The organism is Streptomyces bikiniensis, from assembly GCF_000716625.1.
Lineage (GTDB): Bacteria > Actinomycetota > Actinomycetes > Streptomycetales > Streptomycetaceae > Streptomyces > Streptomyces bikiniensis.
On record NZ_JNXJ01000014.1, the window covers coordinates 78,892 to 102,365 of the forward strand.

Annotated in this window: 24 protein-coding genes; 13 read left to right on the top strand and 11 right to left on the bottom strand. The window is 73.5% G+C overall.

Translation table 11 applies throughout. The features are described 5' to 3' along the window. Window positions 1–29: 29 nt before the first annotated feature. Window positions 30–833 (bottom strand): 2-cyclohexenylcarbonyl CoA isomerase, encoded by an 804-nt coding sequence (gene chcB / locus OO47_RS13050; RefSeq protein ID WP_030207081.1) that lies wholly within the window; start codon window positions 831–833, stop codon window positions 30–32. A 311-nt stretch (window positions 834–1,144) separates the two neighbouring features. Between chcB and OO47_RS34950 the strand changes: the two genes are divergently transcribed. Continuing rightward, entirely contained in the window at window positions 1,145–1,312 is a 168-nt protein-coding gene (locus OO47_RS34950) for a DUF3117 domain-containing protein (RefSeq protein ID WP_009997451.1), read from the top strand. Between the two features lie 84 nt (window positions 1,313–1,396). Here OO47_RS34950 and OO47_RS13055 read toward each other — a convergent pair whose 3' ends face one another. Beyond that, the gene (locus OO47_RS13055) at window positions 1,397–2,062 is read right to left on the bottom strand and encodes an O-methyltransferase (RefSeq protein ID WP_078489628.1); all 666 of its coding nucleotides are present in this window, start codon (window positions 2,060–2,062) and stop codon (window positions 1,397–1,399) included. Between the two features lie 141 nt (window positions 2,063–2,203). On the opposite strand from OO47_RS13055, the gene sigE reads away from it, so the two are divergent. The 5 genes from sigE to OO47_RS13080 all read left to right on the top strand — a co-directional run bounded on the left by sigE (window position 2,204) and on the right by OO47_RS13080 (window position 7,042). Next, a complete protein-coding gene (gene sigE, locus OO47_RS13060) occupies window positions 2,204–2,962 on the top strand; it encodes an RNA polymerase sigma factor SigE (RefSeq protein WP_078489629.1) in 759 nt (252 codons plus the stop codon). Further along, entirely contained in the window at window positions 2,959–3,891 is a 933-nt protein-coding gene (locus OO47_RS13065) for an anti-sigma factor family protein (RefSeq protein ID WP_030207097.1), read from the top strand. Before sigE ends, OO47_RS13065 begins: the two co-directional genes overlap by 4 nt. 76 nt (window positions 3,892–3,967) lie before the next feature. Further along, window positions 3,968–5,764 (top strand): trypsin-like peptidase domain-containing protein, encoded by a 1,797-nt coding sequence (locus OO47_RS13070; RefSeq protein ID WP_030207100.1) that lies wholly within the window; start codon window positions 3,968–3,970, stop codon window positions 5,762–5,764. A 91-nt stretch (window positions 5,765–5,855) separates the two neighbouring features. Beyond that, window positions 5,856–6,323 carry a sec-independent translocase gene (locus OO47_RS13075; protein WP_030207101.1) on the top strand — a complete coding sequence of 156 codons (468 nt, stop codon included), beginning with the start codon at window positions 5,856–5,858 and terminating at the stop codon, window positions 6,321–6,323. A 74-nt stretch (window positions 6,324–6,397) separates the two neighbouring features. Then, the gene (locus OO47_RS13080) at window positions 6,398–7,042 is read left to right on the top strand and encodes a hypothetical protein (RefSeq protein WP_030207106.1); all 645 of its coding nucleotides are present in this window, start codon (window positions 6,398–6,400) and stop codon (window positions 7,040–7,042) included. An 87-nt stretch (window positions 7,043–7,129) separates the two neighbouring features. Here OO47_RS13080 and OO47_RS13085 read toward each other — a convergent pair whose 3' ends face one another. The 3 genes from OO47_RS13085 to OO47_RS13095 are packed head-to-tail and all read right to left on the bottom strand — an operon-like array spanning window position 7,130 to window position 10,162. Continuing rightward, window positions 7,130–8,263: an Mrp/NBP35 family ATP-binding protein gene (locus OO47_RS13085; protein WP_030207108.1), complete on the bottom strand. Its 1,134-nt coding sequence runs from the start codon at window positions 8,261–8,263 to the stop codon at window positions 7,130–7,132. Between the two features lie 44 nt (window positions 8,264–8,307). Beyond that, window positions 8,308–8,877: a DUF1003 domain-containing protein gene (locus tag OO47_RS13090; protein WP_030207111.1), complete on the bottom strand. Its 570-nt coding sequence runs from the start codon at window positions 8,875–8,877 to the stop codon at window positions 8,308–8,310. Continuing rightward, window positions 8,867–10,162: a magnesium transporter MgtE N-terminal domain-containing protein gene (locus OO47_RS13095; RefSeq protein WP_030207116.1), complete on the bottom strand. Its 1,296-nt coding sequence runs from the start codon at window positions 10,160–10,162 to the stop codon at window positions 8,867–8,869. Before OO47_RS13095 ends, OO47_RS13090 begins: the two co-directional genes overlap by 11 nt. A 286-nt stretch (window positions 10,163–10,448) precedes the next feature. Between OO47_RS13095 and OO47_RS13100 the strand changes: the two genes are divergently transcribed. After that, window positions 10,449–11,204: a hypothetical protein gene (locus tag OO47_RS13100; protein WP_030207120.1), complete on the top strand. Its 756-nt coding sequence runs from the start codon at window positions 10,449–10,451 to the stop codon at window positions 11,202–11,204. 22 nt (window positions 11,205–11,226) lie between these two features. Here the strand turns inward: OO47_RS13100 and OO47_RS13105 are convergent, their stop codons facing one another. Both OO47_RS13105 and OO47_RS13110 read right to left on the bottom strand, forming a co-directional pair. Then, window positions 11,227–11,736 carry a hypothetical protein gene (locus OO47_RS13105; RefSeq protein WP_030207133.1) on the bottom strand — a complete coding sequence of 170 codons (510 nt, stop codon included), beginning with the start codon at window positions 11,734–11,736 and terminating at the stop codon, window positions 11,227–11,229. A gap of 28 nt (window positions 11,737–11,764) precedes the next feature. Further along, on the bottom strand, window positions 11,765–12,892 hold the full coding sequence (locus OO47_RS13110) for a magnesium and cobalt transport protein CorA (RefSeq protein WP_030207137.1): 1,128 nt from the start codon (window positions 12,890–12,892) through the stop codon (window positions 11,765–11,767). A 470-nt stretch (window positions 12,893–13,362) separates the two neighbouring features. Here OO47_RS13110 and OO47_RS13115 point away from each other — a divergent pair, with 470 nt between their 5' ends. Then, the gene (locus tag OO47_RS13115; protein WP_030207139.1) at window positions 13,363–13,947 is read left to right on the top strand and encodes a suppressor of fused domain protein; all 585 of its coding nucleotides are present in this window, start codon (window positions 13,363–13,365) and stop codon (window positions 13,945–13,947) included. Window positions 13,948–14,026: 79 nt separating this feature from the next. Here the strand turns inward: OO47_RS13115 and OO47_RS13120 are convergent, their stop codons facing one another. Beyond that, a complete protein-coding gene (locus OO47_RS13120; RefSeq protein WP_234323154.1) occupies window positions 14,027–14,272 on the bottom strand; it encodes a hypothetical protein in 246 nt (81 codons plus the stop codon). Between the two features lie 239 nt (window positions 14,273–14,511). Here OO47_RS13120 and OO47_RS13125 point away from each other — a divergent pair, with 239 nt between their 5' ends. The 3 genes from OO47_RS13125 (at window position 14,512) to OO47_RS13135 (ending at window position 17,252) form a co-directional block, all read left to right on the top strand. Then, window positions 14,512–15,150, top strand: coding sequence for a DUF6758 family protein (locus tag OO47_RS13125; RefSeq protein ID WP_030207142.1), 639 nt, complete (start codon window positions 14,512–14,514; stop codon window positions 15,148–15,150). Between the two features lie 342 nt (window positions 15,151–15,492). After that, window positions 15,493–16,359, top strand: coding sequence for a PHP domain-containing protein (locus OO47_RS13130; RefSeq protein ID WP_030207143.1), 867 nt, complete (start codon window positions 15,493–15,495; stop codon window positions 16,357–16,359). A gap of 287 nt (window positions 16,360–16,646) precedes the next feature. Then, on the top strand, window positions 16,647–17,252 hold the full coding sequence (locus OO47_RS13135; protein ID WP_030207146.1) for a MarC family protein: 606 nt from the start codon (window positions 16,647–16,649) through the stop codon (window positions 17,250–17,252). Window positions 17,253–17,349: 97 nt separating this feature from the next. Here OO47_RS13135 and OO47_RS36150 read toward each other — a convergent pair whose 3' ends face one another. Beyond that, on the bottom strand, window positions 17,350–17,502 hold the full coding sequence (locus OO47_RS36150; RefSeq protein ID WP_104860408.1) for a hypothetical protein: 153 nt from the start codon (window positions 17,500–17,502) through the stop codon (window positions 17,350–17,352). A gap of 174 nt (window positions 17,503–17,676) precedes the next feature. Between OO47_RS36150 and OO47_RS13140 the strand changes: the two genes are divergently transcribed. Next, window positions 17,677–18,606: an NYN domain-containing protein gene (locus tag OO47_RS13140; protein WP_030207149.1), complete on the top strand. Its 930-nt coding sequence runs from the start codon at window positions 17,677–17,679 to the stop codon at window positions 18,604–18,606. Here OO47_RS13140 and OO47_RS13145 read toward each other — a convergent pair. After that, window positions 18,590–19,477 carry an alpha/beta fold hydrolase gene (locus tag OO47_RS13145; protein ID WP_030207151.1) on the bottom strand — a complete coding sequence of 296 codons (888 nt, stop codon included), beginning with the start codon at window positions 19,475–19,477 and terminating at the stop codon, window positions 18,590–18,592. The two genes, OO47_RS13140 and OO47_RS13145, sit on opposite strands and share 17 nt — an antisense overlap. Window positions 19,478–19,582: 105 nt before the next feature. Continuing rightward, a complete protein-coding gene (locus OO47_RS13150; protein ID WP_030207154.1) occupies window positions 19,583–22,261 on the bottom strand; it encodes a DEAD/DEAH box helicase in 2,679 nt (892 codons plus the stop codon). Window positions 22,262–22,747: 486 nt separating this feature from the next. On the opposite strand from OO47_RS13150, the gene OO47_RS13155 reads away from it, so the two are divergent. Continuing rightward, window positions 22,748–23,470, top strand: a complete 723-nt coding sequence (locus tag OO47_RS13155; protein ID WP_030207158.1) for a ferritin-like fold-containing protein — start codon at window positions 22,748–22,750, stop codon at window positions 23,468–23,470. The last annotated feature ends 4 nt before the right edge of the window (window positions 23,471–23,474 follow it).

Sequence of the window (23,474 nt, forward strand, 5' to 3'; positions counted from 1 at the left end):
GGTCCGGGAGAACCGCCGAGGAGAACGGTCTAGCGGCCCAGGTACTCCGGCTTCTCCTTGGCGATGAAGGCGCGGACCGCGATGGCGTGGTCCTCCGACGCGCCCGCCAGGGTCTGCAGCTCCTCCTCCTTGTCCAGGGCCTCGGAGAGCGAGCGGTCGGCGCCGTACGCCAGGGACTCCTTCAGGGCCGCGTACGCCACCGTCGGGCCCTCCGCGAGCTTCCGGGCCACCTTCGCCGCCTCGGCGGCCAGGTCGGCGGCCGGGACCAGGCGGTTCGCGATGCCCAGCTCGTACGCCTCCCGGGCACTGATCGAGCGCGGGAAGAGCAGCAGGTCGGAGGCGCGGCTCGCGCCGATCAGGCGCGGCAGCGTCCAGGACACGCCCGAGTCGGCGGTGAGCGCCACGCCCGCGAAGGAGGTGTTGAAGGAGGCCGTCTCCGCGACCACCCGGTAGTCCGCCGCGAGCGCGAAGCCGAAGCCGGCCCCCGCCGCGACGCCGTTCACGCCCGCGACCACCGGCTTCCGCATGCCGGCGAGGGCCCGCACGATCGGGTTGTAGTGGTCGCGGACCGTGTTCATGGTCTCGCGCGTGCCGGACTCCTGGTCCGCCAGGAGCAGCCCCACGTGCTCCTTCAGGTCCTGCCCGACGCAGAACGCCCGGTCCCCGGCCGCCGTGAGCAGCACCGCCCGCACGGCGGGGTCCGACGCGGCCGTCTCCGCCGCCTCCCGGAGGGCGACCTTCGTCGCGACGTTCATCGCGTTCATGGCCTCGGGCCGGTTGAGCGTGATGGTCGCGAGCCCGTCGCTCACCTCGTACAGCACCGTGTCCGCCATGGGTTTCCTCCGCCTCGTCGCGTGGTTGACCAGCACAGCATGGCGGAGATCGCCCCCGCCGCACATGTGAGCTGCGTCAAAGAAAGGAGGGGTGCGGGCGGACGCCGAGCGGCGAAGTATCGCAGGCCGACCGCCGAAATGTGGGGTTATGAGAGAGCGCGTTGCGCAAGCGATGCCATTCGATGTTGGTCATCGGGTCCTGCCATGCGGGATAATGACCTGGAAGCAATGTGTTCGAAGCCGGTGACGCGTGCTCCACACCAAGGAGCTGCCCGGTTGTCGATGGGCTGGTTTCAGGAAGGGGAACAAGCATGGCGGCCATGAAGCCGCGGACGGGTGACGGCCCGCTCGAGGTGACCAAGGAGGGGCGGGGCATCGTCATGCGCGTTCCGCTCGAAGGCGGCGGTCGGCTTGTCGTCGAGCTGACCCCCGACGAGGCCGAGGCGCTGGGCGACGCCCTCAAGAAGGTCGTCGGCTGACCCTCTCTCCAGGATTTCCACCGCTGCCCCGGTCCGGTCCGCCGCGCCGGGGCAGCGGTGCGTCCGGAGGCGGTGCGGCTCCGGTCAGCCGCGGCGCACCGCGCACAGCAGGCCGTCGCCCACCGGCAGCAGCGAGGCCACCAGCTCCTGGCTCTCCCGCACCGCCCGCAGCAGCTCGCGGACCCGCTGGACCTCCGCCGGCTGCGCCGACGAGTCGATCGTCCGCCCGTCCGCGAAGACGCCCTCGAAGCAGACCAGACCCCCAGGTCGGAGCAGGCGCAACGATTCAGCGAGATAGTCCAGGTACTCCAGGCGGTCGCCGTCGCAGAACACGAGGTCGTACCCGCCGTCCGCGAGCCGGGGCAGCACGTCCAGGGCGCGTCCGGGGATGAACCGGGCCCGGTTGCCCGCGAAGCCCGCCGCCCGGAACGCCGTCTTGGCCAGCTGCTGCCGCTCCGGCTGGAGGTCCACCGTCGTCAGGACCCCGTCCGGCCGCATCCCGAGCAGCAGGTAGATGCCCGACACGCCCGTACCGGTTCCGATCTCCGCCACCGCCTTGGCGTCCGCCGTCGCGGCGAGCAGGCGCAGCGCCCCGCCGGTGCCCGGCGACACCGAGGGCAGCCCTGCCTCGTCGGCCCGCTCACGGGCCCAGCGCAGTGCTTCGTCCTCGGCGACAAAGGCGTCGGCGAACGCCCAGCTCGTCTGCCGGTTGGCGGTAATGGCCCTCTCCTGTCCCCATAGTTGGCGCAACGGTGACTGTATCCGCTGCCGACGGGAACCCGCAGATGGGACCGTGCGTTCACCGGGGGAGGGACGCGACGGAGGCAGCCGGGCGAGCCGGTTCCAAATTCGCGTAAAGATTCTTATCCGGAACTAACGGGCGAGGTGGCTATGGTAGGGGCTCCACTGGACACCACCAGAGCCGACAGGGGAGGTGCGGCTGAGCCTGTGGATCGGGGAGGAGTGCTTCGGCGTCTTCTCAGGTCGGCGGGTGAGCCGAAATCCGTGACCGACACCGCTGACCGTTCCCGCACCGCCGACTCCGCACCCACCACCGCGACCTTCGCATCGGATGCGGAATCGCAGGCGTGGACGCCTCCCACGTGGGAGGAGATCGTCAGCACGCACAGTGGCCGGGTCTACCGCCTCGCCTACCGCCTCACGGGCAACCAGCACGACGCCGAGGACCTCACCCAGGAGGTCTTCGTCCGCGTCTTCCGCTCGCTGTCGACGTACACCCCCGGCACCTTCGAGGGCTGGCTCCACCGCATCACCACCAACCTCTTCCTCGACATGGTCCGCCGCAAGCAGCGCATCCGCTTCGACGCGCTCGCCGACGACGCCGCCGAGCGGCTGCCCAGCCGCGAGCCCTCGCCGCAGCAGGTCTTCAACGACACGCACTTCGACGCCGACGTGCAGCAGGCCCTCGACACCCTCGCGCCCGAGTTCCGCGCGGCCGTCGTCCTCTGCGACATCGAGGGACTGTCGTACGAGGAGATCGCCGCCACCCTCGGAGTGAAGCTCGGCACCGTCCGCAGCCGGATCCACCGCGGGCGCTCCCACCTCCGCAAGGCGCTCAAGCACCGCTCTCCCGAGGCTCGGGCGGAGCGTGCGCTCGCCTCCGTCGGATGGGAGGCGGGGACAGCGTGAGCGGCACACTCCCCACATCACCGACCCCCGCGGAGCACCACCTCGGGGACCGGCTGGCCGCGCTCGTCGACGGCGAGCTGGGCCACGACGCCCGCGAGCGGGTCCTCGCGCACCTCGCGACCTGTGCCCGCTGCAAGGCCGAGGCCGACGCGCAGCGCACCCTCAAGAGCGTCTTCGCCTCCGCCGCGCCCCCGCCGCCCTCCGAGGGCTTCCTCGCGCGGCTCCAGGGCCTCCCCGGCGGGCCCGGCGGTCCGTCGGGAGATCCCGGGGGGCCGGAGGGCCCCGGAGGCCGGAAGAGCCCCCTCGAAGATCTCCTCGGCGCCCGGGGGGTGAAGTCGGACGGCTTCGCCACGGCGGCGGTCGTCACCCCGCACCCGGGACGGCCCGACTCGGGCTTCCGCATACACGAGGTCGGTGACCGCGCCCCGGGCTCCGGCGGGCGCGGGCGGCGCTTCGCCTTCGCGGCGGCCAGCGCCGTCTCGTTCGCGGCCATCGCCCTCGGCGGCACACTGCCCCTGGACGCGTCGGTGAACGCGGGCGGGCGCGGGGCCCAGGGCACGGGCAGCGCCGTCACCCCGCTGCGCACCGCCGCCGCGGGCGGCGCCGGTACCGGTACGTCCCTCGGCCGCGGCACGCGCTCCGGCGAGCGCACGGGCGCGCAGGCCGTCGCCGCCGCGCCGCTCGGGCCCGGTGCGGTCACCCCGGCGGCGGTCCCGCAGGGGCCGGTGGCGGCCGTGGTCCCGCTGACGGTCGGGCACTCCTTCGTCCCGCCCCGGGTGGCCGTGGGCCTCTCGTACCCGCCTTCCCGCCCGCTACTCCCCCTCTCGCCGTTCGTCCGGACGACGAGACCGGCCCTCCCGCCGGCCTTCGGTCCCGGACCCGGTCCGGCGCCGAGTCCGGCGACCACGCCGCTCGGCTCCCACCGTTGACCCACTACCTGGTTGAATCCAGGGACAGTGGCGTCCGATCCAGGGGCGCGGACGGGTCAGCGGTTGCGGGGAGAGCATGAACAACGGGAAGCCGAACTGGTGGAGCCGTCCTTCGAGCACACCGGAGGCGGCGCGGATACCCACGCCGCCTCCGTCCGGTGACGGCGACGGCGACTTCCCCCTGCCCGCGCCGCAACCGCCGACGACACCCCCGGCCCGGGCTCCCGAGCCCGCCGGGGCCGACTCCCGGGCCGCCGGGCCCACGGGAGCCGGCCCCCAGGCCACCGGACATGCCGGGGCCGGACCCCAGGCCGCCGGGCCCACCGGGGCCGACCTCCGGGCCGCCGAGCCCGCCGGAGCCGGTGCCCGGGCCGTCGAAGCTGCCGGCACGGGACCCCAGGGCCCCGAGCCCGTCGCGGCCGGCTCTCCGGACGCCGCGCCCTCCGTCGTCCTGACCAAGGGCGAGCCCCGGGACCCGGCTCCGGAAGGGGTGCCGCACGTCCAGGACCATGTCCCCGCCCCCGCGCCGCAGGCACAGCCCCTGCACGCCCCCGACGAGTACCGGACGCCGCCCTACGGCGAGCCCGGGCCGTGGGCGCCCGCGCCGCCCGTGCAGCGCCCCCCGGCCCCGGTGCCGCCCCACCAGCCCGGCCCCGTACCGCCGCACCCGCATCCGCAGGGCCCCGCGCCCTGGGTGCAGTACGACCCCTGGGGCGTCGGCGGCCCCGCGCTGCCGCCCCCGCCCGCGAAGAGGTCCCGCAAGGGGCTCGCCGTCGCCGGGGCTCTCGTCTTCGCGCTGATCACCGGCGTCATCGGCGGCGGGATCGGCGCGTACGTCGAGCGCAACGGCGGACTCACCACCGTCGAACTGCCCCAGTCCGACGCCAAGGACACCGGCCGCGCCCCGGAGAGCGTGGCCGGGATCGCCGCCAGCGCCCTGCCCGGCGTGGTCACCCTGCACGTCAGGGGCGGCGGCTCGTCCGGCACCGGCACCGGCTTCGTCCTGGACACCAAGGGCCACATCCTCACCAACAACCACGTCGTGGACGGGGCCCGGTCCTCCGCGGACATCTCGGTGACCTTCTCCAGCGGCGAGACCGCCCGCGCCAAGCTCGTCGGCAAGGACACCGGCTACGACCTGGCCGTCGTCCAGGTCACCGGCGTCTCCGGGCTCAAGCCCCTGCCGCTCGGCAACTCCGACGGCGTCCGCGTCGGCGACCCCGTCGTCGCCATCGGCGCCCCCTTCGACCTCTCCAACACCGTCACCTCCGGCATCATCAGCGCCAAGGAGCGCCCGATCACCGCCGGCGGCGAGAAGGGCGACGGCAGCGACATCAGCTACGTCGACGCCCTCCAGACCGACGCCCCCATCAACCCCGGCAACTCCGGCGGCCCCCTCCTCGACTCCAAGGCCCGGGTCATCGGCATCAACAGCGCGATCCGCGCGGCCGGCGGCTCCGGCGGCGACGGCGAGGGCGGCGGCGCCAGCCAGCCCGGCTCCATCGGCCTCGGCTTCGCCATACCGATCAACCAGGGCAAGCGGGTCGCCGAGGAGCTCATCAACACGGGCAAGGCCACCCACCCGGTCATCGGCGTCAGCCTCGACATGCAGTACAGCGGCGACGGCGCCCGCGTCGGCCAGAAGGGCAAGGACGGCACCGCGTCCGTCACGCCCGGCGGCCCGGCCGCCAAGGCGGGGCTCCGGCCCGGCGACGTCATCACCAAGGTCGACGGCCAGCGGGTCCACAACGGCGAGGAGCTGATCGTGAAGATCCGCGCCCACCGCCCCGGCGACCGCCTGGAGCTCACCCTGGAGCGCGACGGCAAAGAGCTGACAAAGACGTTGACGCTCGGCTCCTCGCAGGGCACCTGAGCGCCATGCGGCGGACACCGCGAGGTACCCGCCCGGAGGTTTCGGCGGGTACCGTGGACCGGGCCCTGGACCGGCGTGAAGGAGCGACAAGGTGTTCACCGACATAGGCGCACTCGAGCTGGTGACGCTCGTGGTCCTCGCCGTGCTCGTCTTCGGACCGGACAAGCTCCCGAAGGTGATCCAGGACGTCTCGCGCTTCATCCGCAAGATCCGCGAGTTCTCCGACAGCGCGAAGAGCGACATCCGCAGCGAGCTGGGCCCGGAGTTCAAGGACTTCGAGTTCGAGGACCTCAACCCCAAGACGTTCCTCCGCAAGCAGCTGGAGACCAACGAGGACCTCCGGGAGCTCAACGAGCTGCGGAGCACCTTCGACCTCAAGAAGGAGATGAACGAGGTCGCCGACGCGGTCCACGGCCGCGAGACCCTGCCCGCCGTCAACGGCTCGGCGGGCGCCGGGACGACGGCGAACGGCTCCCCGGCGGGCACCCCGGACCTCCTCAAGAAGCAGGACCGGCCGGCCGCCGCCGAGCGCCCCCCGTACGACTCCGACGCGACCTGACGACGGGCTGTCACCGATCCGGCGCGCCCCGGTGGCTATCCTCGCTCTGTTGACGGAACGAGGAGGCGGCCGAGATGGAGACCACGAACCGGGTGGGGACCACGAGCCGGGCGGAGGGCAGACCCGCGGCCCGGCGGGCCGGCGAGGGCTACCTGCGGGCGCCCTTCGCCTGGTACGGCCTCGACGAGGCGTTCACCGGGCCGCGCTGGCTGATGCAGGTCGGCACGGCGGCGGACGGCAGCGTGCAGCACGGGTCGACCGGGCACGGCGAGGCGCCGTCGATAAAGTCCGACGCGAGCGGCACGGAGAAGGAGCGTTTCGCCGTCGTCGTGACGGTCGCGGCGAGCCCCGTGCGGCGGACCGGCGACGGGACGGGCGTCCTGGAGGCGACCACGGTCTCCTCCGCCGCCTGGCTGGCCGGCTCCGGACTGCTCGTCCACACCTGGCCGGCCTCGCTCGACCACATGACGCGCGACAACTGGCTGGACCAGCAGACCGAGACGGCCTTCGAGCTGGCCGACGACCTCGACGGGCCCGCCTGGACGACGCTCTCGCTGCCCGTGGACGGGGTGCCGGTGTCGTTCCACTACCGCGAGACCGAGTTCGGCTGGGTCCTGGCCGGCTCGGCGGCGGGCGTGCACCTGGGGGCGTACGGGCGGGGGATGAGCGCGTACGGGCTCGGGTTCTCGCAGATCAAGGACCTCGACGCGTACGCCTGAGGACATGAGGAAGGGGCGCCCCGTACGGGGGCGCCCCTTCTCCGTGCGTCAGGACCTCCGTGCGTCAGGACCTCCGTGCGTCAGGGCTCAGAACTTGTTCCGCGGCGTGATGCCCAGGCTCATGCCCGACAGGCCGCGCTGGCGGCCGCCCAGCTTGCCCGCGATGGCGCGGAGCGCCGCGCCGGCGGGGGAGTCCGGGTCGGACAGGACGACCGGCTTCCCGTCGTCGCCGCCCTCGCGCAGCCGCACGTCGATCGGGATCGAGCCCAGGACCGGGACCGTCGCGCCCGTGGTCTGCGTCAGGCCGTCCGCGACCTTCTGGCCGCCGCCGGTGCCGAAGACGTCCACCATCTCGTCGCAGTGCGGACACGGCAGGCCCGCCATGTTCTCCACGACGCCGACGATCTTCTGGTGGGTCTGGACGGCGATCGAGCCGGCCCGCTCGGCGACCTCGGCCGCCGCCTGCTGCGGGGTGGTGACGACCAGGATCTCGGCGTTCGGCACGAGCTGCGCGACCGAGATCGCGATGTCGCCGGTGCCCGGGGGCAGGTCCAGGAGCAGGACGTCCAGGTCGCCCCAGTACACGTCCGCGAGGAACTGCTGGAGCGCGCGGTGCAGCATCGGACCGCGCCACACCACCGGCGCGTTGCCCGGGGTGAACATGCCGATGGAGATGACCTTCACGCCGTTCGCCGACGGCGGCATGATCATGTTCTCGACCTGGGTCGGAAGACCGTCCGCGCCCAGCATCCGGGGCACGCTGTGGCCGTAGATGTCGGCGTCCACGACACCGACCTTCAGACCGTCGGCGGCCATCGCGGCCGCCAGGTTCACGGTCACGGAGGACTTGCCGACGCCGCCCTTGCCGGACGCCACCGCGTACACCCGGGTCAGCGAGCCGGGCTTCGCGAACGGCACCTCGCGCTCGGCGGTCGTGCCGCGCAGCGCCGCCGCCAGCTCCTTGCGCTGCTCGTCGCCCATCACGTCCAGCGACACGTCGACGGCGGTGACGCCCTCGACCCGGGACACGGCCTCGGTCACCCGCTGGGTGATGGTGTCGCGCATGGGGCAGCCGGCGACGGTCAGGTAGACCGTGACGGCGACCCTGCCGTCCGGTTCGATCTCCACCGACTTGACCATGCCGAGCTCAGTGATCGGCTTGTTGATCTCAGGGTCGTTCACCGTCGCCAGTGCTTCGAGCACCGCGTCTTCCGTAGCCATACCGACGATGGTACGGCGCCGACCACCGGCCCATGAAAGGGCTGTCAACGGTCGGGTACGTCACTTCCCCGGGTGCCGCCGGACGGGAATGGATCCCGGCGCTCCTCCATCTCCTTGAGGAGGTCCTGGAGCTCGGAGCGGATCCAGTCGCGGGTGGCGACCTCGCCCAGGCCCATGCGCAGCGCCGCGATCTCCCGCGTCAGGTACTCGGTGTCCGCGATCGACCGCTCGTTCTGCTTCCGGTCCTGCTCCAGGTTGACCCGGTCCCGGTCGTCCTGCCGGTTCTGCGCGAGCAGGATCAGCGGCGCCGCGTACGAGGCCTGGAGGGACAGCGCGAGCGTCAGGAAGATGAACGGGTACTCGTCGAACTTCAGCGGCCCCGGCGCGAAGATGTTCCACAGCACCCAGACGACGATCGTCAGCGTCATCCAGACCAGGAACCGGCCCGTCCCCAGGAAGCGGGCGATCCGCTCCGACAGGCGCCCGAAGGCCTCGGGGTCGTACTCCGGAAGCAGTCTGGCCCGGCGCTCGCGCGGCAGGTCGAGCCGGATCCGGGGCGCGGCCCGCTCCCGGTCCCGCTCGCGCTCCCGGTCCTGCGTGCGTTCAGCGGCCATGCCCCGCCCCCTCCGCCTCGTGCTCCTCGTGGAACTCGGTCTCGCGCCAGTCGTCCGGCAGCAGGTGGTCCAGGACGTCGTCGACGGTCACCGCGCCGAGCAGGGAGCCGCTCTCGTCCACGACGGGCGCGGCCACCATGTTGTACGCGGCCAGGTAGCTGGTGACGGCCGGCAGCGGGGTGTCCGGGCCGAGCGGCGGCAGGTCGCTGTCCACGATCGAGCTGACCAGGGTGAACGGCGGGTCCCGCAGGAGCCGCTGGAAGTGCACCGTGCCCAGGTACTTCCCCGTCGGCGTCTCGTCCGGCGGCCGGCACACGTACACCTGCGCGGCGAGGGCCGGGGACAGGTCCTGCTGGCGGACCCGGGCGAGCGCGTCCGCGACGGTCGCGTCCGGCCGCAGCACGATCGGCTCCGTCGTCATCAGACCGCCCGCCGTGCGCTCCTCGTACGCCAGGAGGCGGCGCACGTCCGCCGCGTCGTCCGGCTGCATCAGGGTCAGCAGCCGCTCCTGGTCCTCCTCGGGCAGCTCGGACAGCAGGTCGGCCGCGTCGTCCGGGTCCATCGCCTCCAGGACGTCGGCCGCGCGCTCCTCCTTCAGCTTGCCGAGGATCTCGATCTGGTCGTCCTCCGGGAGCTCCTCCAGGACGTCCGCGAGCCGGTCGTCGTCGAGGGCCGCGGCCACCTCGGCGCGGCGCTTGGGGGAGAGGTGGTGCAGGGCGTTGGCCAGGTCGGCCGGGCGCAGCTTCTCGAAGGTGGCGAGCAGGTTCTCGGCGCCCTGGCCGTGCTCCTCCAGGGAGAAGCCGGTGACGGCCGACCACTCGACGGTCAGCGTCTCGCCCTTGCGGCGCAGCGCCCCGCCCTTGCCCTTGCGGACGAAGACCTTGTCGATCTCCCACTCGCGGCGGGCGGGCAGCTGCTGGATGGCGATGTCGAGGACGGTGACCTCCTCGCCCTCCCGGCCGTCGGCCCCCACGAGCCGCACCCGCCGGTCCAGGAGCTCGCCGAGGACGAGCCGTTCGGTGGGGCGCTGCTCGAAGCGGCGCATGTTGACCACGCCGGTGGTGATGACCTGGCCGGACTCGACGCCGGTGATCCGGGTCATGGGCACGAAGACCCGGCGGCGGCTCAGCACCTCCACGACCATGCCGAGCAGGCGCGGCGGGCGGCGGCCGACCCGGAGCATGGCCACCAGGTCGCTGACCCGGCCGACCTGGTCGCCGACGGGGTCGAAGACGGGGACCCCCGCCAGGTGCGAGACGAAGATCCGGGGGGCGCCTGCCGCCATGCCACGCGCCTCCTCGGTGTCGCACGATTCCAGTCCTCGCAGCGCCCCGCCGGTGATCACGGAGCCCTACCGGTTCAGGCTAGCCCGTGCCGGTACGGGCCGCCCCGGCAGTGCCTCCGTACGGCTGCCTGCGGGGGGCGCCGGCCGGCCCGGGTACGCTGCGGTCTGCTGTTACCCCGGTACCGGAGCCGGAACCCCCGGTACCGGTACGGGTACCGGACCCCGCCCTTCCGCCCGGCCGGGTCCCGGCGCCCGTACGCCCGCACGATCACGAGAGGCAGCGCAGATGACCGTCCGCACCCCGGCATCGCGTATCCGCGGGGCCGTCGTGCCCCTGGCGCTCTGCGCCGGACTGGTGGCGGGGCTCGCGGCCTGCGCCGAGGACCCGGACGAGGGGACCAACGGGGTCGGGCGGCTCGCCGCCCCCGACATCGAGCGCGAGGCGCGGAAGGTGGCGGACGGGGCGAGTTCGGTGCGCCTGGCCGGAACGCTGGTCAGCAAGGGCGGCGCCTTCAAGCTGAACATGCGCCTCAAGCAGGACGGCGCCACCGGCTCGGTGACGACGAGGAACAGCACCTTCGAGCTGATGCGGGTCGGGGACGTGCTCTACCTGAAGGCCGACGCCGGCTTCTGGTCCCACGACAAGGGCGACGCGAAGCCGACGAAGGAGGACGTCGAGGCCGCCGAGAAGCTGGACGGCAAGTACGTGAAGGTGCCGCAGGACGACCCCTCGTACAAGCAGCTGCGCGGCTTCACCGACATGAAGCCGCTGCTCGACGGGCTGATCGGGCTGCACGGCGAGAAGGTCAAGGGCGACCGCACGCGGATCGGCGCGGTCCGCACGATCAAGGTCAAGGGCGGCGCGGACGGCGGGGGCGGCGTCCTCGACGTGTCCCTGGACGGCTCCCCGTACCCCGTGCAGTTCGCGCGCGGCGGCGGCGGGGGCGTGGTGACGCTCTCCGACTGGAACAAGGACTTCCCGCTCGCCGAGCCGACGAAGGACGAGATCGTGGACTACGGGAAGCAGCTGCCCCGCGGCTGAGGATTCCCGAGGGGCCCGCCGCTCAGCGGCGCTTGCGGCGCTTCAGGAGCAGCCGCGGGAGCGCGGCCGGCACGGGGCGGCGGGTCGTGGCCGCCGTGGGCAGCGGTACGGCCGCCAGGGAGCCGTCCGGCAGCCCGGCGGCGACCTCGCGCGGGTCGAGCCGCAGCACCCGGCACTCGCGCGCCCAGCGCTCCGGCATCGCCTCGCCGTCGGGCGCGTTGAGCCGCTTGCCCTTCAGCTCCGCGACGGCCGCGTCCCACTCCTCCGTACCGGCGGCGAGCTCGCGCACGGCGGCCGTCCAGGCGACGATCCGGCCGCCCTTGTCCTTGCTGCGGACGGTCACCTCGGCCGTCCCGCCGTCCACCAGGCCCGGCAGCGGCTGCTCGCCGGGGCCGTCGCCGACGACGAGCGCGGCGCCGTCGTGCCAGACGTGCCAGAGCGCGCGGGCGGGCCCGGTGCCGCGCACCCACACCAGGCCGGACTTCTTGGTGGCCTCCTCGACGAGGGCGGGCCCGAGCGACTGATCGGTCATGCCCGCAGCCTATCGATCCGGGCCGGGGCTACAGCCAGCCGTTGCGCTTGAGGGTGCGGTGGATGGTGAGGCAGACCAGGACGATGCCGGTGAGCACCATCGGGTAGCCGTACTTCCAGTGCAGCTCCGGCATGTGGTCGAAGTTCATGCCGTAGACCCCGCAGACCGCCGTGGGGACGGCGACGATCGCCGCCCACGAGGTGATCTTGCGCATGTCCTCGTTCTGCGCGACGGTCGCCTGCGCCAGGTTGGCCTGGAGGATCGAGTTGAGGAGTTCGTCGAAGCCGACGACCTGCTCCTGGACGCGGGCGAGGTGGTCGGCGACGTCCCGGAAGTACTTCTGGATGTCCGGGTCCACCAGCCGCATCGGCCGCTCGCTGAGCAGCTGCATCGGCCGGAGCAGCGGGGTGACGGCCCGCTTGAACTCCAGTACCTCGCGCTTGAGCTGGTAGATCCGGCCGGTGTCCGTGCCGCGCGTGGAGCCCTTCACGGCCGGCGAGAAGACGTCGATCTCCAGCTGGTCGATGTCCAGCTCGACGGCGTCGGCGACCGCGATGTAGCCGTCGACGACGTGGTCCGCGATGGCGTGCAGGACGGCCGAGGGGCCCTTGGAGAGCAGTTCGGGCTCGCCCTGGAGGCGGTGGCGGAGGTTGCGCAGGGAGCCCTGGCCGCCGTGCCGGACGGTGATGACGAAGTCGGGGCCGGTGAAGCACATGACCTCGCCGGTCTCCACGACCTCGCTGGTCGCGGTGAGTTCGGTGTGCTCGACGTAGTGGATCGTCTTGAAGACGGTGAAGAGGGTGTCGTCGTACCGCTCCAGCTTGGGCCGCTGGTGGGCGTGGACGGCGTCCTCGACGGCGAGCGGGTGCAGCCCGAACTCGGCGGCGATGCCGGCGAATTCGGCCTCGGTCGGCTCGTGCAGGCCGATCCAGGCGAAGCCGCCCTTCTCCCGCACGCGCCGCATCGCGCCGCGCGGGGTCAGGCACGCGTCGTCCTCGACCCGGCGCCCGTCGCGGTAGACGGCGCAGTCCACGACGGCGGTGGACGCCGAGTGGTCGCGGGTGGGGTCGTACGCGGTGTACGTGGTGGGGGTCTTGCGCAGGGGGTGCCGCAGGCTCGGACGGACGGCGGCACGCAGGTCACGGATCATCGACATGGGCATGCTCCTTCACGGAGAGGCCGTCGGCGAGCGTGGCACAGCCCGGAATGGGGACGTGGAGCTACGTCGTCCACAAAGCGGGCGGCACCGGGGGATCGCGGTGACGGCGTTCGCTACAGACATTCGCTACAGACAGGCAAAGGACGAAGTGCTCTTCCGTCGTGCGAGATGCCGGAGAAGGAGGACCGCGCGGTTCGTACGGGGCCGTGGGGCCGAGGGTCGCGCGGGCCCGGGATCACCGGGAGGAGGGACGCACCGGGCTCGGGTGCGGGGCGGAAGAGCCGCTGGTACTGCCCGACCGACTTCGGTCCATCGCAGCCCCACCTCCTCCGGCCGGTCCCCCGTGGGGGATGACGTGTGACGAGTGGTCGGGGGATCCAACGCTCCCGGCCAGCGGCCAAGACTATCAGCCGACAGAGGGTCAATCCCTTCCTTTGCCCGTTCCATACGCGCTTTATGCTCAACGCATGGGAGAAGTTCTTGCTCTGGTCGAGGCCCGGTTGCGAACGGCCCTCGGGGAACCGGACGCGCGCGCCGCGGTGACGTTTCTCGGTACGGACCGGATCGAGGTGCTCCGCTTCGTCGAGGGCGATCTCGTGCGGTACGCGACCCTCGGGATGTCCGCGCAGCCGATGGCCGATCCGACCGCCGTGCTCGCCGATCCGGTGAAGGGCCCGCGCGCGGAGCTCGTCCTCACCGTGCGGGCCGGCCTCGCCGACACCGACAAGGTGCTGCGCCCGCTCGCGGTGCTCGCCGCCACCCCGCAGGTCGAGGGCGTGGTCGTGGCCCCGGGCGCCTCGCTCGACGTGGGCGAACCGCTCTGGCCGGGCGCCCCCTTCGGCTCGGTCCTGGTCGCGGAGCCGGGCGGCCTGGTGGAGGACCTGGAGCTGGACGGGCCCATGGACCCGGTCCGGTTCCTGCCGCTGCTGCCGATGACCTCGAACGAGGCGGCGTGGAAGCGGGTGCACGGGGCGCAGGCCCTGGAGGAGCGCTGGCTGGCACGGGGGACGGACCTGCGCGATCCCCTGCGCAGGTCCGTGGAGCTGGACTGAGGGCGCGTACGGCCCGGGGCCCGGCCGCGGTCCCGGGTCCGGTCGCCGGATCCGCTCCCGGTTTCGGCCCCGGCCCTGTTCACCGGACCCGGGGCGAGGCCGTGCGGGCGATCAGGCCGGCGACCACCACGTAGACGACGGCGGGGACGCCGTAGTCGAGCAGCACCTGAAGGGTGTGCCCCGAGACGTCGAACAGCCCGATCGACCAGGCGGCGAGCCAGTCGGCGGCGCTGTGGAACCAGCCGACGACCGTGTTGCCCCGGTTGGCGTCGAGCAGGTCGAGGGCGATCCACACGGCGAGGATGCCCGCGAGCACGTTGGCCACGGTTCTTATGACGGAGTCGATGCCTCTCATGGGGTCCGTTTTGCCCGCGCCCGCCGAGGCAAACGGGCACCGGGCCGCCCGGGCGGGCGAACGGGCCGGTAAGTGCAAGCTACACCTATATGGGGAGGTGCTGCGCGGGTATAGCGGAAGGGATGTGCGAGTGGGCGGCCCGTGTCGGACGGGTGATCGTTCGGGGTCGTCCTTGACGCGGGAAGGAAGGGGTAGGACCGTTGAGCCCTATGAGGGGCGAACCCAGTTGCCCGAAGTGCGGTGGCCGGGTCAGAGCGCCCGGTCTCTTCGCCGACTCCTGGCAGTGTGACGTGCACGGCTCGGTGCACCCGCTCCAGCCCGTCGTCCCGCCCAGCGTCGAGGCCCTCGGCGTCGTGGTGCACCGCTCCCAGGTGCCCGTGTGGATGCCGTGGCCCCTGCCGGTCGGCTGGCTCTTCACCGGCGTCGCGTACGCGGGTGACGACCGCAGCGGCGGACGCGCGACCGCCGTCGCCTGCTCGGGCCCCGGCCCGCTCGGCGGGATCGGGGAACTGCTCCTGGTCGCCGAGGAGCTGGGCGTCGGACTCGGCGCCCGGTACGCCGGCATCGACGGGCCCGATCCCGGCGCCGGCATGGCCATCGAGAAGCCGCCCCAGACGAAGGTGCTCGCCGCCGGACGCCCCACCCCGCTCTGGCACGTCAACGGCGCCCCGCACGACCGCGCGGTCTTCGCGGGCGAGGCGCGCGGTCTGTGGCTGTGGGCGATCGTCTGGCCCGAGCAGTCCGGCCTCCTGATGTACGACGAGCTGGTCCTGACGGACCTGCGCGACGCCGGCGCCGAGGTCGAACTCCTGCCGTGCGGGGCGCTCACCCCACGACTGCTGGGCTGAGACCGCCGCCGGACCCGAGGCCTTCAGGCTTGAGACCTGCCGGCCGAGGTCCCGCCGAGCCGGGATCGCCGCGCCGACGTCCTGCCGGGCCCGTGTCTCTCGGGTGGGTCGCCGTGCGGGCCGGGCTTTGTCTCCGGCCCAGCCCCTGCCGGGCCCGGTCCCTTCGGCGGATCGCCGTGCGGTCGCGTCCTGTCTCCGCTCCCGCCCCGCCCCGGACCCCGGGCGTTCCTTCCGTACGGGCGTGTTCGATTCGCCCGTTATGCTGGAGCGTCCCCACGGCGGGCCCGACCCCGATCCGCCGGACACGCCCCCGTCCGTCCCGAGCCCCCGGAGTACCGCGTCGTGCGCATCGACCTGCACACCCACTCCACGGCCTCCGACGGCACGGACTCCCCGGCCGAGCTCGTGCGGAACGCAGCCGCCGCCGGGCTCGACGTCGTCGCCCTCACGGACCACGACACCACCCGCGGCCACGCCGAGGCGATCGCCGCACTGCCCGAGGGGCTGACCCTCGTCACCGGGGCCGAGCTGTCCTGCCGGGTCGACGGCATCGGCCTGCACATGCTCGCGTACCTCTTCGACCCGGAGGAGCCCGCGCTCCTCGCCGAGCGCGAACTCGTCCGCGACGACCGCGTGCCCCGCGCCCGCGCCATGGTCGGCAAGCTCCGGGAGCTCGGCGTCCCCGTCACCTGGGAGCAGGTCGCCCGGATCGCCGGCGACGGCTCCGTGGGCCGCCCGCACGTCGCCGAGGCGCTCGTCGAACTCGGGGTCGTCCCCGACGTGTCCGGCGCCTTCGCGCCCGACTGGCTCGCCGACGGCGGCCGGGCGTACGTCGGCAAGCACGAGCTGGACCCGGTCGAGGCGATCCGCCTCGTCAAGGCGGCCGGCGGCGTCACCGTCTTCGCGCACCCCCTCGCCGTCAAGCGCGGCCGGGTGCTCCCCGAGGCCGCGATCGCCCGGCTCGCCGAGGCCGGTCTCGACGGCATCGAGGTCGACCACATGGACCACGACGAGGCGACGCGGGCGCGCCTGCGCGGCCTCGCGAAGGAGCTGGGGCTGCTGACCACCGGCTCCAGCGACTACCACGGCAGCCGCAAGACCTGCCGCCTCGGCGAGTACACCACCGACCCCGAGATCTACGGCGAGATCACCCGCCGCGCGGCGGGGGCCTTCCCGGTCCCCGGCGCCGGCGGACCCGTCACCGCCTAGGGCGTGTGTCGAAAGCGGCGCCGTCTGCCCGGAGGGCGGGCGGGACTTTCGACACGCCCCCGGGGCCCGTCGGGCCGTACCTCCGCCACGGAACCCGGTCCGCCGGCGCGCGTCCGCGCGGTCCGTTCCGCGGAGCCGTCCGCAGGCCTCCCCGCTCCCGGTCCACCCCCGTACGGCCGCGTGCCGCGCGCGGGGCGGCGCACCCCCTGCCCCGGTGACGGAATCCCACATTCCGCACCTCGTGGGCGACACCCCACCGTTCCACCTCTCCCGCAAGGCACCCCACCGTGTTCGACGTCGCCGTCTTCGGCTCGCTGTTCCTGACCCTCTTCGTGATCATGGATCCCCCCGGGATCACCCCGATCTTCCTCGCCCTCACCTCCGGCCGCGCGGCCAAGGTGCAGCGCCGCATGGCCTGGCAGGCCGTCGCCGTCGCCTTCGGCGTCATCACCGTCTTCGGCATCCTGGGCCAGCAGATCCTGGCGTACCTGCACGTCTCCGTCCCCGCCCTGATGATCGCGGGCGGACTGCTCCTGCTGCTCATCGCGCTCGACCTGCTCACCGGCAAGACCGACGAGCCCAAGCAGACCAAGGACGTCAACGTCGCCCTGGTCCCGCTCGGCATGCCGCTGCTCGCCGGGCCCGGCGCGATCGTCTCGGTCATCCTCGCCGTGCAGCACGCCGACAGCGCGGCCGCGCAGATCTCCGTCTGGACCGCCATCGCCGCCATGCACGTCGTCCTCTGGCTGACCATGCGCTACTCGCTCGTGATCATCCGGATCATCAAGGACGGCGGCGTGGTCCTGGTGACCCGGCTCGCCGGCATGATGCTCTCCGCCATCGCGGTGCAGCAGATCATCAACGGCGTCACCCAGGTCGTCCAGGGCTCCTGACCCCCCTGGGCGGGGCCGGACGCCACTGCGCCCCCGTACGGATTCCGCTTCTGCGGAGTCCGTGCGGGGGCGCGGTGCGTGGTGTGGACCGGGCCTGTTACGAGGCCGAGGTCTCGGCGGGGCGGATCCAGATGCGCTGGCCGATCGAGGCGGCCTGCTGCACGATCCGGTTGACGGAGGCGGCGTCCACGACCGTCCGGTCGACGGGCGTGCCGTCGACGTCGTCGAGTCGCAGGATTTCGAAGCGCACGGGCTTCTCCCTTCGTCTGAGTTGATCCTCCTGGTGGAGAACTGCGTTACGTCCCTTCACAACGACGTGCATCCTGCAAACATTCCTTACGCTAAGGAAAATTTTCGGATGACTAAATACTGGCGAGTAAGGGGGTGTGGCGGCCGCACCGGCGTCGGCGACAATGAGCCGCGTATGAACGACGCAGACACCCCACAGGTGACCGAGACCGACACCCGCCTCCGCGCACTCGACGCACGCCTGGAGCGCACCAACGAGCTCCTCCGGCGGATGCTGGCCGAGGTCGCCAGGACCCCTTCCACCCACGCCATCTTCGTCGACGCCGGTTACGTCCATGCTGCGGCCGGGTTGCTGGTCGTCGGCACCGAGGACCGGCGCTCCTTCGACCTCGACGCGGAAGGGCTCATCGAGGCCTTCATCGACAAGGCCCGCACGATCTTCGCGGACAGCCGCCTCCTGCGCGTCTACTGGTACGACGGCGCCCGCCGCCGCATCCACACCCCCGAGCAGCAGGCCATCGCCGAGCTGCCCGACGTCAAGGTCCGCCTCGGCAACCTCAACGCCAACAACCAGCAGAAGGGCGTCGACTCCCTCATCCGCACCGACCTGGAGTCCCTCGCCCGCCACCGCGCCATCAGCGACGCCGCCCTCGTCGGCGGCGACGAGGACCTGGTCTCGGCCGTCGAGGCCGCCCAGGGCTACGGCGCCCGCGTCCACCTCTGGGGCATCGAGGCCGCCGAGGGCCGCAACCAGGCCGAGGCCCTGCTCTGGGAGGTCGACAGCCAGCGCACCTTCGACCTGGACTTCTGCCGCCCCTACGTCACCCGCCGCCCCGTCACCACGTACGAGAACGAGGGCGAGCCGCCGCCCTCCCGCGAGGAGGTGCGCTTCGTCGGCGCGCAGATCGCGGCGACCTGGCTCGCCGAGCGAGGCCGGGACCGGCTCGCCGAGCTCCTTCCGGGCGCGCCCTACCTGCCCGGATCGTTCGACCAGGACCTGCTCGTCGAGGCCGAGCGCCTGCTCAGCCGCTCCCTGCGCGGCCACGCCGCGCTCCGGCGCTCCCTGCGAGACGGCTTCTGGCAGCACCTCAAGGCGCAGTACTGACCTCCGGGGGCGCGACCACGCGCTCCCAGAAGCCGAGGAGGCGGGCCGTCAGCTCCTCGGGGTGCGACACGTTGGGGGAGTGGCCCGCGCCCGCGAGCACCGTGTGGTGCGCGCCGGTCCGGGCCGCCGCCGCGGCGAGGTCCGCCGTCGACCAGACCATCTCGTCCGTCCCGTACGCGAAGTGCAGCGGCGTCCGCAGCGCCAGCAGCTCCTCTGTGCCGTCCCGGCGGTCGAGGAGCAGCCGCCCGGCGCCCCGCAGCTGGGCGATCCGGGTGCGGTTCCAGCGCCGCAGCAGGAAGTCCGCGAGCCCCGGCACGTCGGACGTGTCCGGCTCCTCGCCCCGGCTGTCCAGCCAGCACATCGTCCGCCAGACGTGCTCCTTCGACAGCAGCGCGAGCCCGGCCCGCAGCGCCCGCACCCGGACCCGCTGCGGCCGGGACACCCGGCCGACGCCCGAGGAGAGCAGGGTGAGCGAGCGGAAGGCGTCCGGCGCGACCGCCACCGCCGCGCGGGCCACCAGACCGCCGAACGAGTGCCCCACCAGGTGCACCGGACCGTCCCCGAGCGCGGCGGCCTGCGCCACCGCGTCGAGCGCGAGCGCCCGGCGGCGGTAGGCGGCCCGGCCCCGGGGGCCGGGGGAGTCGTGCTGCCCGCGCCCGTCCACGGCCACCGCCCGGTACCCGGCGTCGGTCAGCGGCCCGAGCAGGGCCAGGAAGTCCTCCTTGCTGCCGGTGTACCCCGGCAGCAGCAGCACCGTCCCCCGCCGCTCCCCGTCCGGCTCCGCGTCGAGCACGGCGAACGGCCCGCGCGCGGTGTCGAGACGGCGGGCACGGGTGCGCGGCGGCAGGACCAGGGACCTGGGCTTACTCATACCCGGACTGTAATCCCAGGGCGGCGGGAGGGCGCGGCCCGGGGACGCCGCGGCGGCCCGCCCCCGGGAAGGGGACGGGCCGCCGCGGTGGTACGGGACGGGTCCTCAGCTCTCGGCCGGGGCCGCCGCCGCCTTCTTGGTGGTGCGGCGGCGCGGAGCCGCCTTCTTCGGCTCCTCGGCCCCGGCCTCGGCGGCCGGCTCCGCGACGGCCTTCTTCACCGTACGGCGACGGGCCGGAGCCTTCGGCGCCTGCGGCTCGGAGGCGTCGGGCGCCTCGGCGGCGACCGCCTTCTTGGCCGCCCGGCGACGGGGAGCCTTCGGGGCCTCCTCGGCCGCGGGGGCCTCGACCGCCGGAGCGGCCTCGGCGACGGCGGCCTCGGCGACGGCCTTCTTCGTCGTGCGGCGGCGCGGGGCGGCCTTCTTGGGGGCCTCCTCCGCGACCGGCTCGGTGACCGGCTCCGCGACCTGCTCGGCCGGGGCCCCGTCGGTCACCGGCTCGGCGGCCTTGCGGACGGTACGGCGGCGGCGCGGGGCGGGCTCGGGAGCCTCCTCGGCCACCGGCGCGGGCGTCACGGCCGGTACGACGATGATCGCGGCCTCGGCGGACGCCGGGGAACCGGCGGCCCGCGTGGCGGCGCGGCGACGGCGCGGGGCCGGCGCCTCCTCGACGGCCGGAGCCGCGACCGGCTCGGCCACCGGCTCGACGGCCGGCGCCTCGGCGGTCACCGGCGAACCGGCGGGCCTGCGAGCCGTACGACGGCGGCGCGGGGCCGGGACCTCGGCCGGGGCCTCGGCGGCGACCGGCTCGGCCGCCACCGGGGCGACGGTCTCGACGGCCTTGACGGTCTCGACGGGCGTCCGGACGGCCTCGGGGGCCTCGACGGTCCTGGCGGCCGTACGGCGGCGCGGGGCCTTCTTCGGCTCCTCGGCCTTCGGCGCCTCGACGGCGGCCGGGGCCTCGGCCTTCGGCGCCTCGACGGCCGACTGCGCCCGCAGGGCGGCCGCGGCGGTCTCGGGCGTCTGGAAGGAGACGGTCTCCTCGACCGGCCGCACCCGGGCGCGGCGACGGCGCACGACCGGAGCGGGCTCCTGGACGGCGGGGGCCGCGGGGGTACGGACCGCCGGAGCGGCCTGGACGGCCTCCGGGCGGGCGGCGCGGGTGCGGCGACGGGGGGCCTTCGGCTCCTCGGTCTTCCGCTCCTCGGCCTTGGGCGCCTCGGTCTTCGGCGTCTCGGCCTTCGGGGCCTCGGTGACGACCGGAGCCGGGGCCGGGGCCTCGGTCTTCGGGGTCCCGGCCGCCTTCGGCGCCTCGGCGACGGCGACCGGAGCCGCCTGCGCCGCCGGAGCCGTCTGCGCGACCGGCACGCCCTGGGTGCCGACCCGGGTGCGGCGGCGACGGCGCGGGGTGCGCGGACCGGACTCGGCCCGGGCCTCGTCGCCCGCCGGAGCGGGCTGCTCGGTCCGCTCCGACACCGCAGGGGCGTCGGCGGCGTCGCCGCCGCGGGTGCGACGGCGCTGGCGCGGGGTCCGGGTGCGCTCCGGGCGCTCCTCGGCCTTCTCCGCCGCCTTCGGGCCGCGGCCGCGGCGTCCGCCGGGCTCGCCCAGGTCCTCCAGCTCCTCCGCGCCCAGACCCGCGCGGGTCCGCTCGGCGCGGGGCAGGATGCCCTTGGTGCCCGCCGGGATGTCCAGCTCCTCGTACAGGTGCGGAGAGCTGGAGTAGGTCTCGACCGGGTCGTGGAAGTCCAGGCCGAGCGCCTTGTTGATCAGCTGCCAGCGCGGGATGTCGTCCCAGTCGACCAGGGTCACTGCGGTGCCCTTGGCGCCCGCGCGGCCGGTGCGGCCCACGCGGTGGAGGAACGTCTTCTCGTCCTCCGGCGACTGGTAGTTGATGACGTGGGTGACGCCCTCGACGTCGATGCCGCGCGCGGCGACGTCGGTGCAGACGAGCACGTCGACCTTGCCGTTGCGGAAGGCGCGCAGCGCCTGCTCGCGGGCGCCCTGGCCGAGGTCGCCGTGGACGGCGCCGGAGGCGAAGCCGCGGCGCTCCAGCTGCTCGGCGATGTCGGCCGCCGTGCGCTTCGTACGGCAGAAGATCATCGCGAGCCCGCGGCCGTTGGCCTGCAGGATGCGGGAGACCAGCTCCGGCTTGTCCATCGAGTGCGCGCGGTAGACGTGCTGCTTGATGTTGGCGACGGTCACGCCCTCGCCGTCGGGCGAGGTGGCGCGGATGTGCGTCGGCTGCGACATGTAACGGCGGGCGAGACCGATGACCGCGCCCGGCATGGTGGCCGAGAACAGCATGGTCTGGCGCTTCGCCGGAAGCATGTTCATGATCTTCTCGACGTCGGGCAGGAAGCCCAGGTCGAGCATCTCGTCGGCCTCGTCCAGGACGAGGACCTTGACGTGGGAGAGGTCGAGCTTGCGCTGGCCGGCCAGGTCGAGCAGGCGGCCGGGGGTGCCGACGACCACGTCGACGCCCTTCTGCAGCGCCTCGACCTGCGGCTCGTACGCCCGGCCGCCGTAGATGGCGAGCACGCGCACGTTCCGCACCTTGCCGGCGGTCAGCAGGTCGTTGGTGACCTGGGTGCACAGCTCGCGGGTGGGCACGACGACGAGCGCCTGCGGGGCGTCGGTCAGCTGCTCGGGCTTCGCCCGGCCGGCCTCGACGTCCGACGGGACGGTCACGCGCTCCAGGATCGGGAGGCCGAAGCCGAGGGTCTTGCCCGTGCCGGTCTTGGCCTGGCCGATGACGTCGGTGCCGGTGAGGGCGACCGGAAGGGTCATCTCCTGGATGGGAAAGGGGTTCACGATGCCGACGGCCTCCAGGGCCTCGGCCGTCTCGGAAAGGATTCCGAGCTCTCGGAAAGTCGTAGTCAGGGTGCTGCCTCTTCTGTGAGACGCGGCGCGAGGCGAACGAAGGGGGTCGTACCGTGCCGGATCACTGTCGGCGCGATCGGGAAGACCGCCGCCGGGTGGCACGGGACCACTGCCGTCACTCGAGCGTCGTACCGCTGAGGGTGACCCTTCCGCGGGTCCGCCGGAAGGGCTGTCGGGCCGGAGCCGATCGGGCCACCGACCGGGCATCCTCATTCATGAGTCGGCCCACCGGATACGTCCGAACGTGCGAAAGCATGTCCGCATACTCAGCAGGCGCCTTACCACTGTACCCCGGAATCGCGCATGTGTGTCGGGGGAAAACGTGATGAGGGCACGGTCACACTGACTGACCAGGGCCTTCCCGGGCCGCGCGGGCGGGCTATTGTGCGCTGCATGGAGACGCCTGACAACGCCACACCCACCGGGATCGCCGCCAAGGACTGGGCGACGGCTTCCGCCGAGCCGCAGTACCGCGCCGCCGTGATCGACCTCCTCGGCGCCCTCGCCTACGGAGAGCTGGCGGCCTTCGAGCGGCTCGCCGAGGACGCCAAGCTGGCGCCGACCCTCGCGGACAAGGCGGAGCTGGCGAAGATGGCCTCGGCCGAGTTCCACCACTTCGAGCAGCTGAGGGACCGCCTCGCGGCCGTCGAGGCGGAGCCGACGGCGGCCATGGAGCCCTTCGCGAAGGCGCTCGACGACTTCCACCGCCAGACCGCGCCGTCGGACTGGCTGGAGGGCCTGGTCAAGGCGTACGTGGGCGACTCGATCGCCAGCGACTTCTACCGGGAGGTCGCGACCCGGCTCGACTCCGACACCCGCGCCCTGGTGCTCTCCGTGCTCGACGACACCGGCCACGGCAACTTCGCCGTGGAGAAGGTCCGCGCCGCGATCGACGCCGACCCGCGCGTCGGCGGCCGGCTCGCGCTCTGGGCGCGCCGCCTGATGGGCGAGGCGCTCTCCCAGGCCCAGCGCGTGGTCGCCGAGCGGGACGCGCTCTCCACGATGCTGGTCGGCGGCGTCGCGGACGGCTTCGACCTCGCGGAGGTCGGCCGGATGTTCTCCCGGATCACCGAGGCGCACACCAAGCGCATGGCCGCCCTCGGCCTCGCCGCCTGATCAC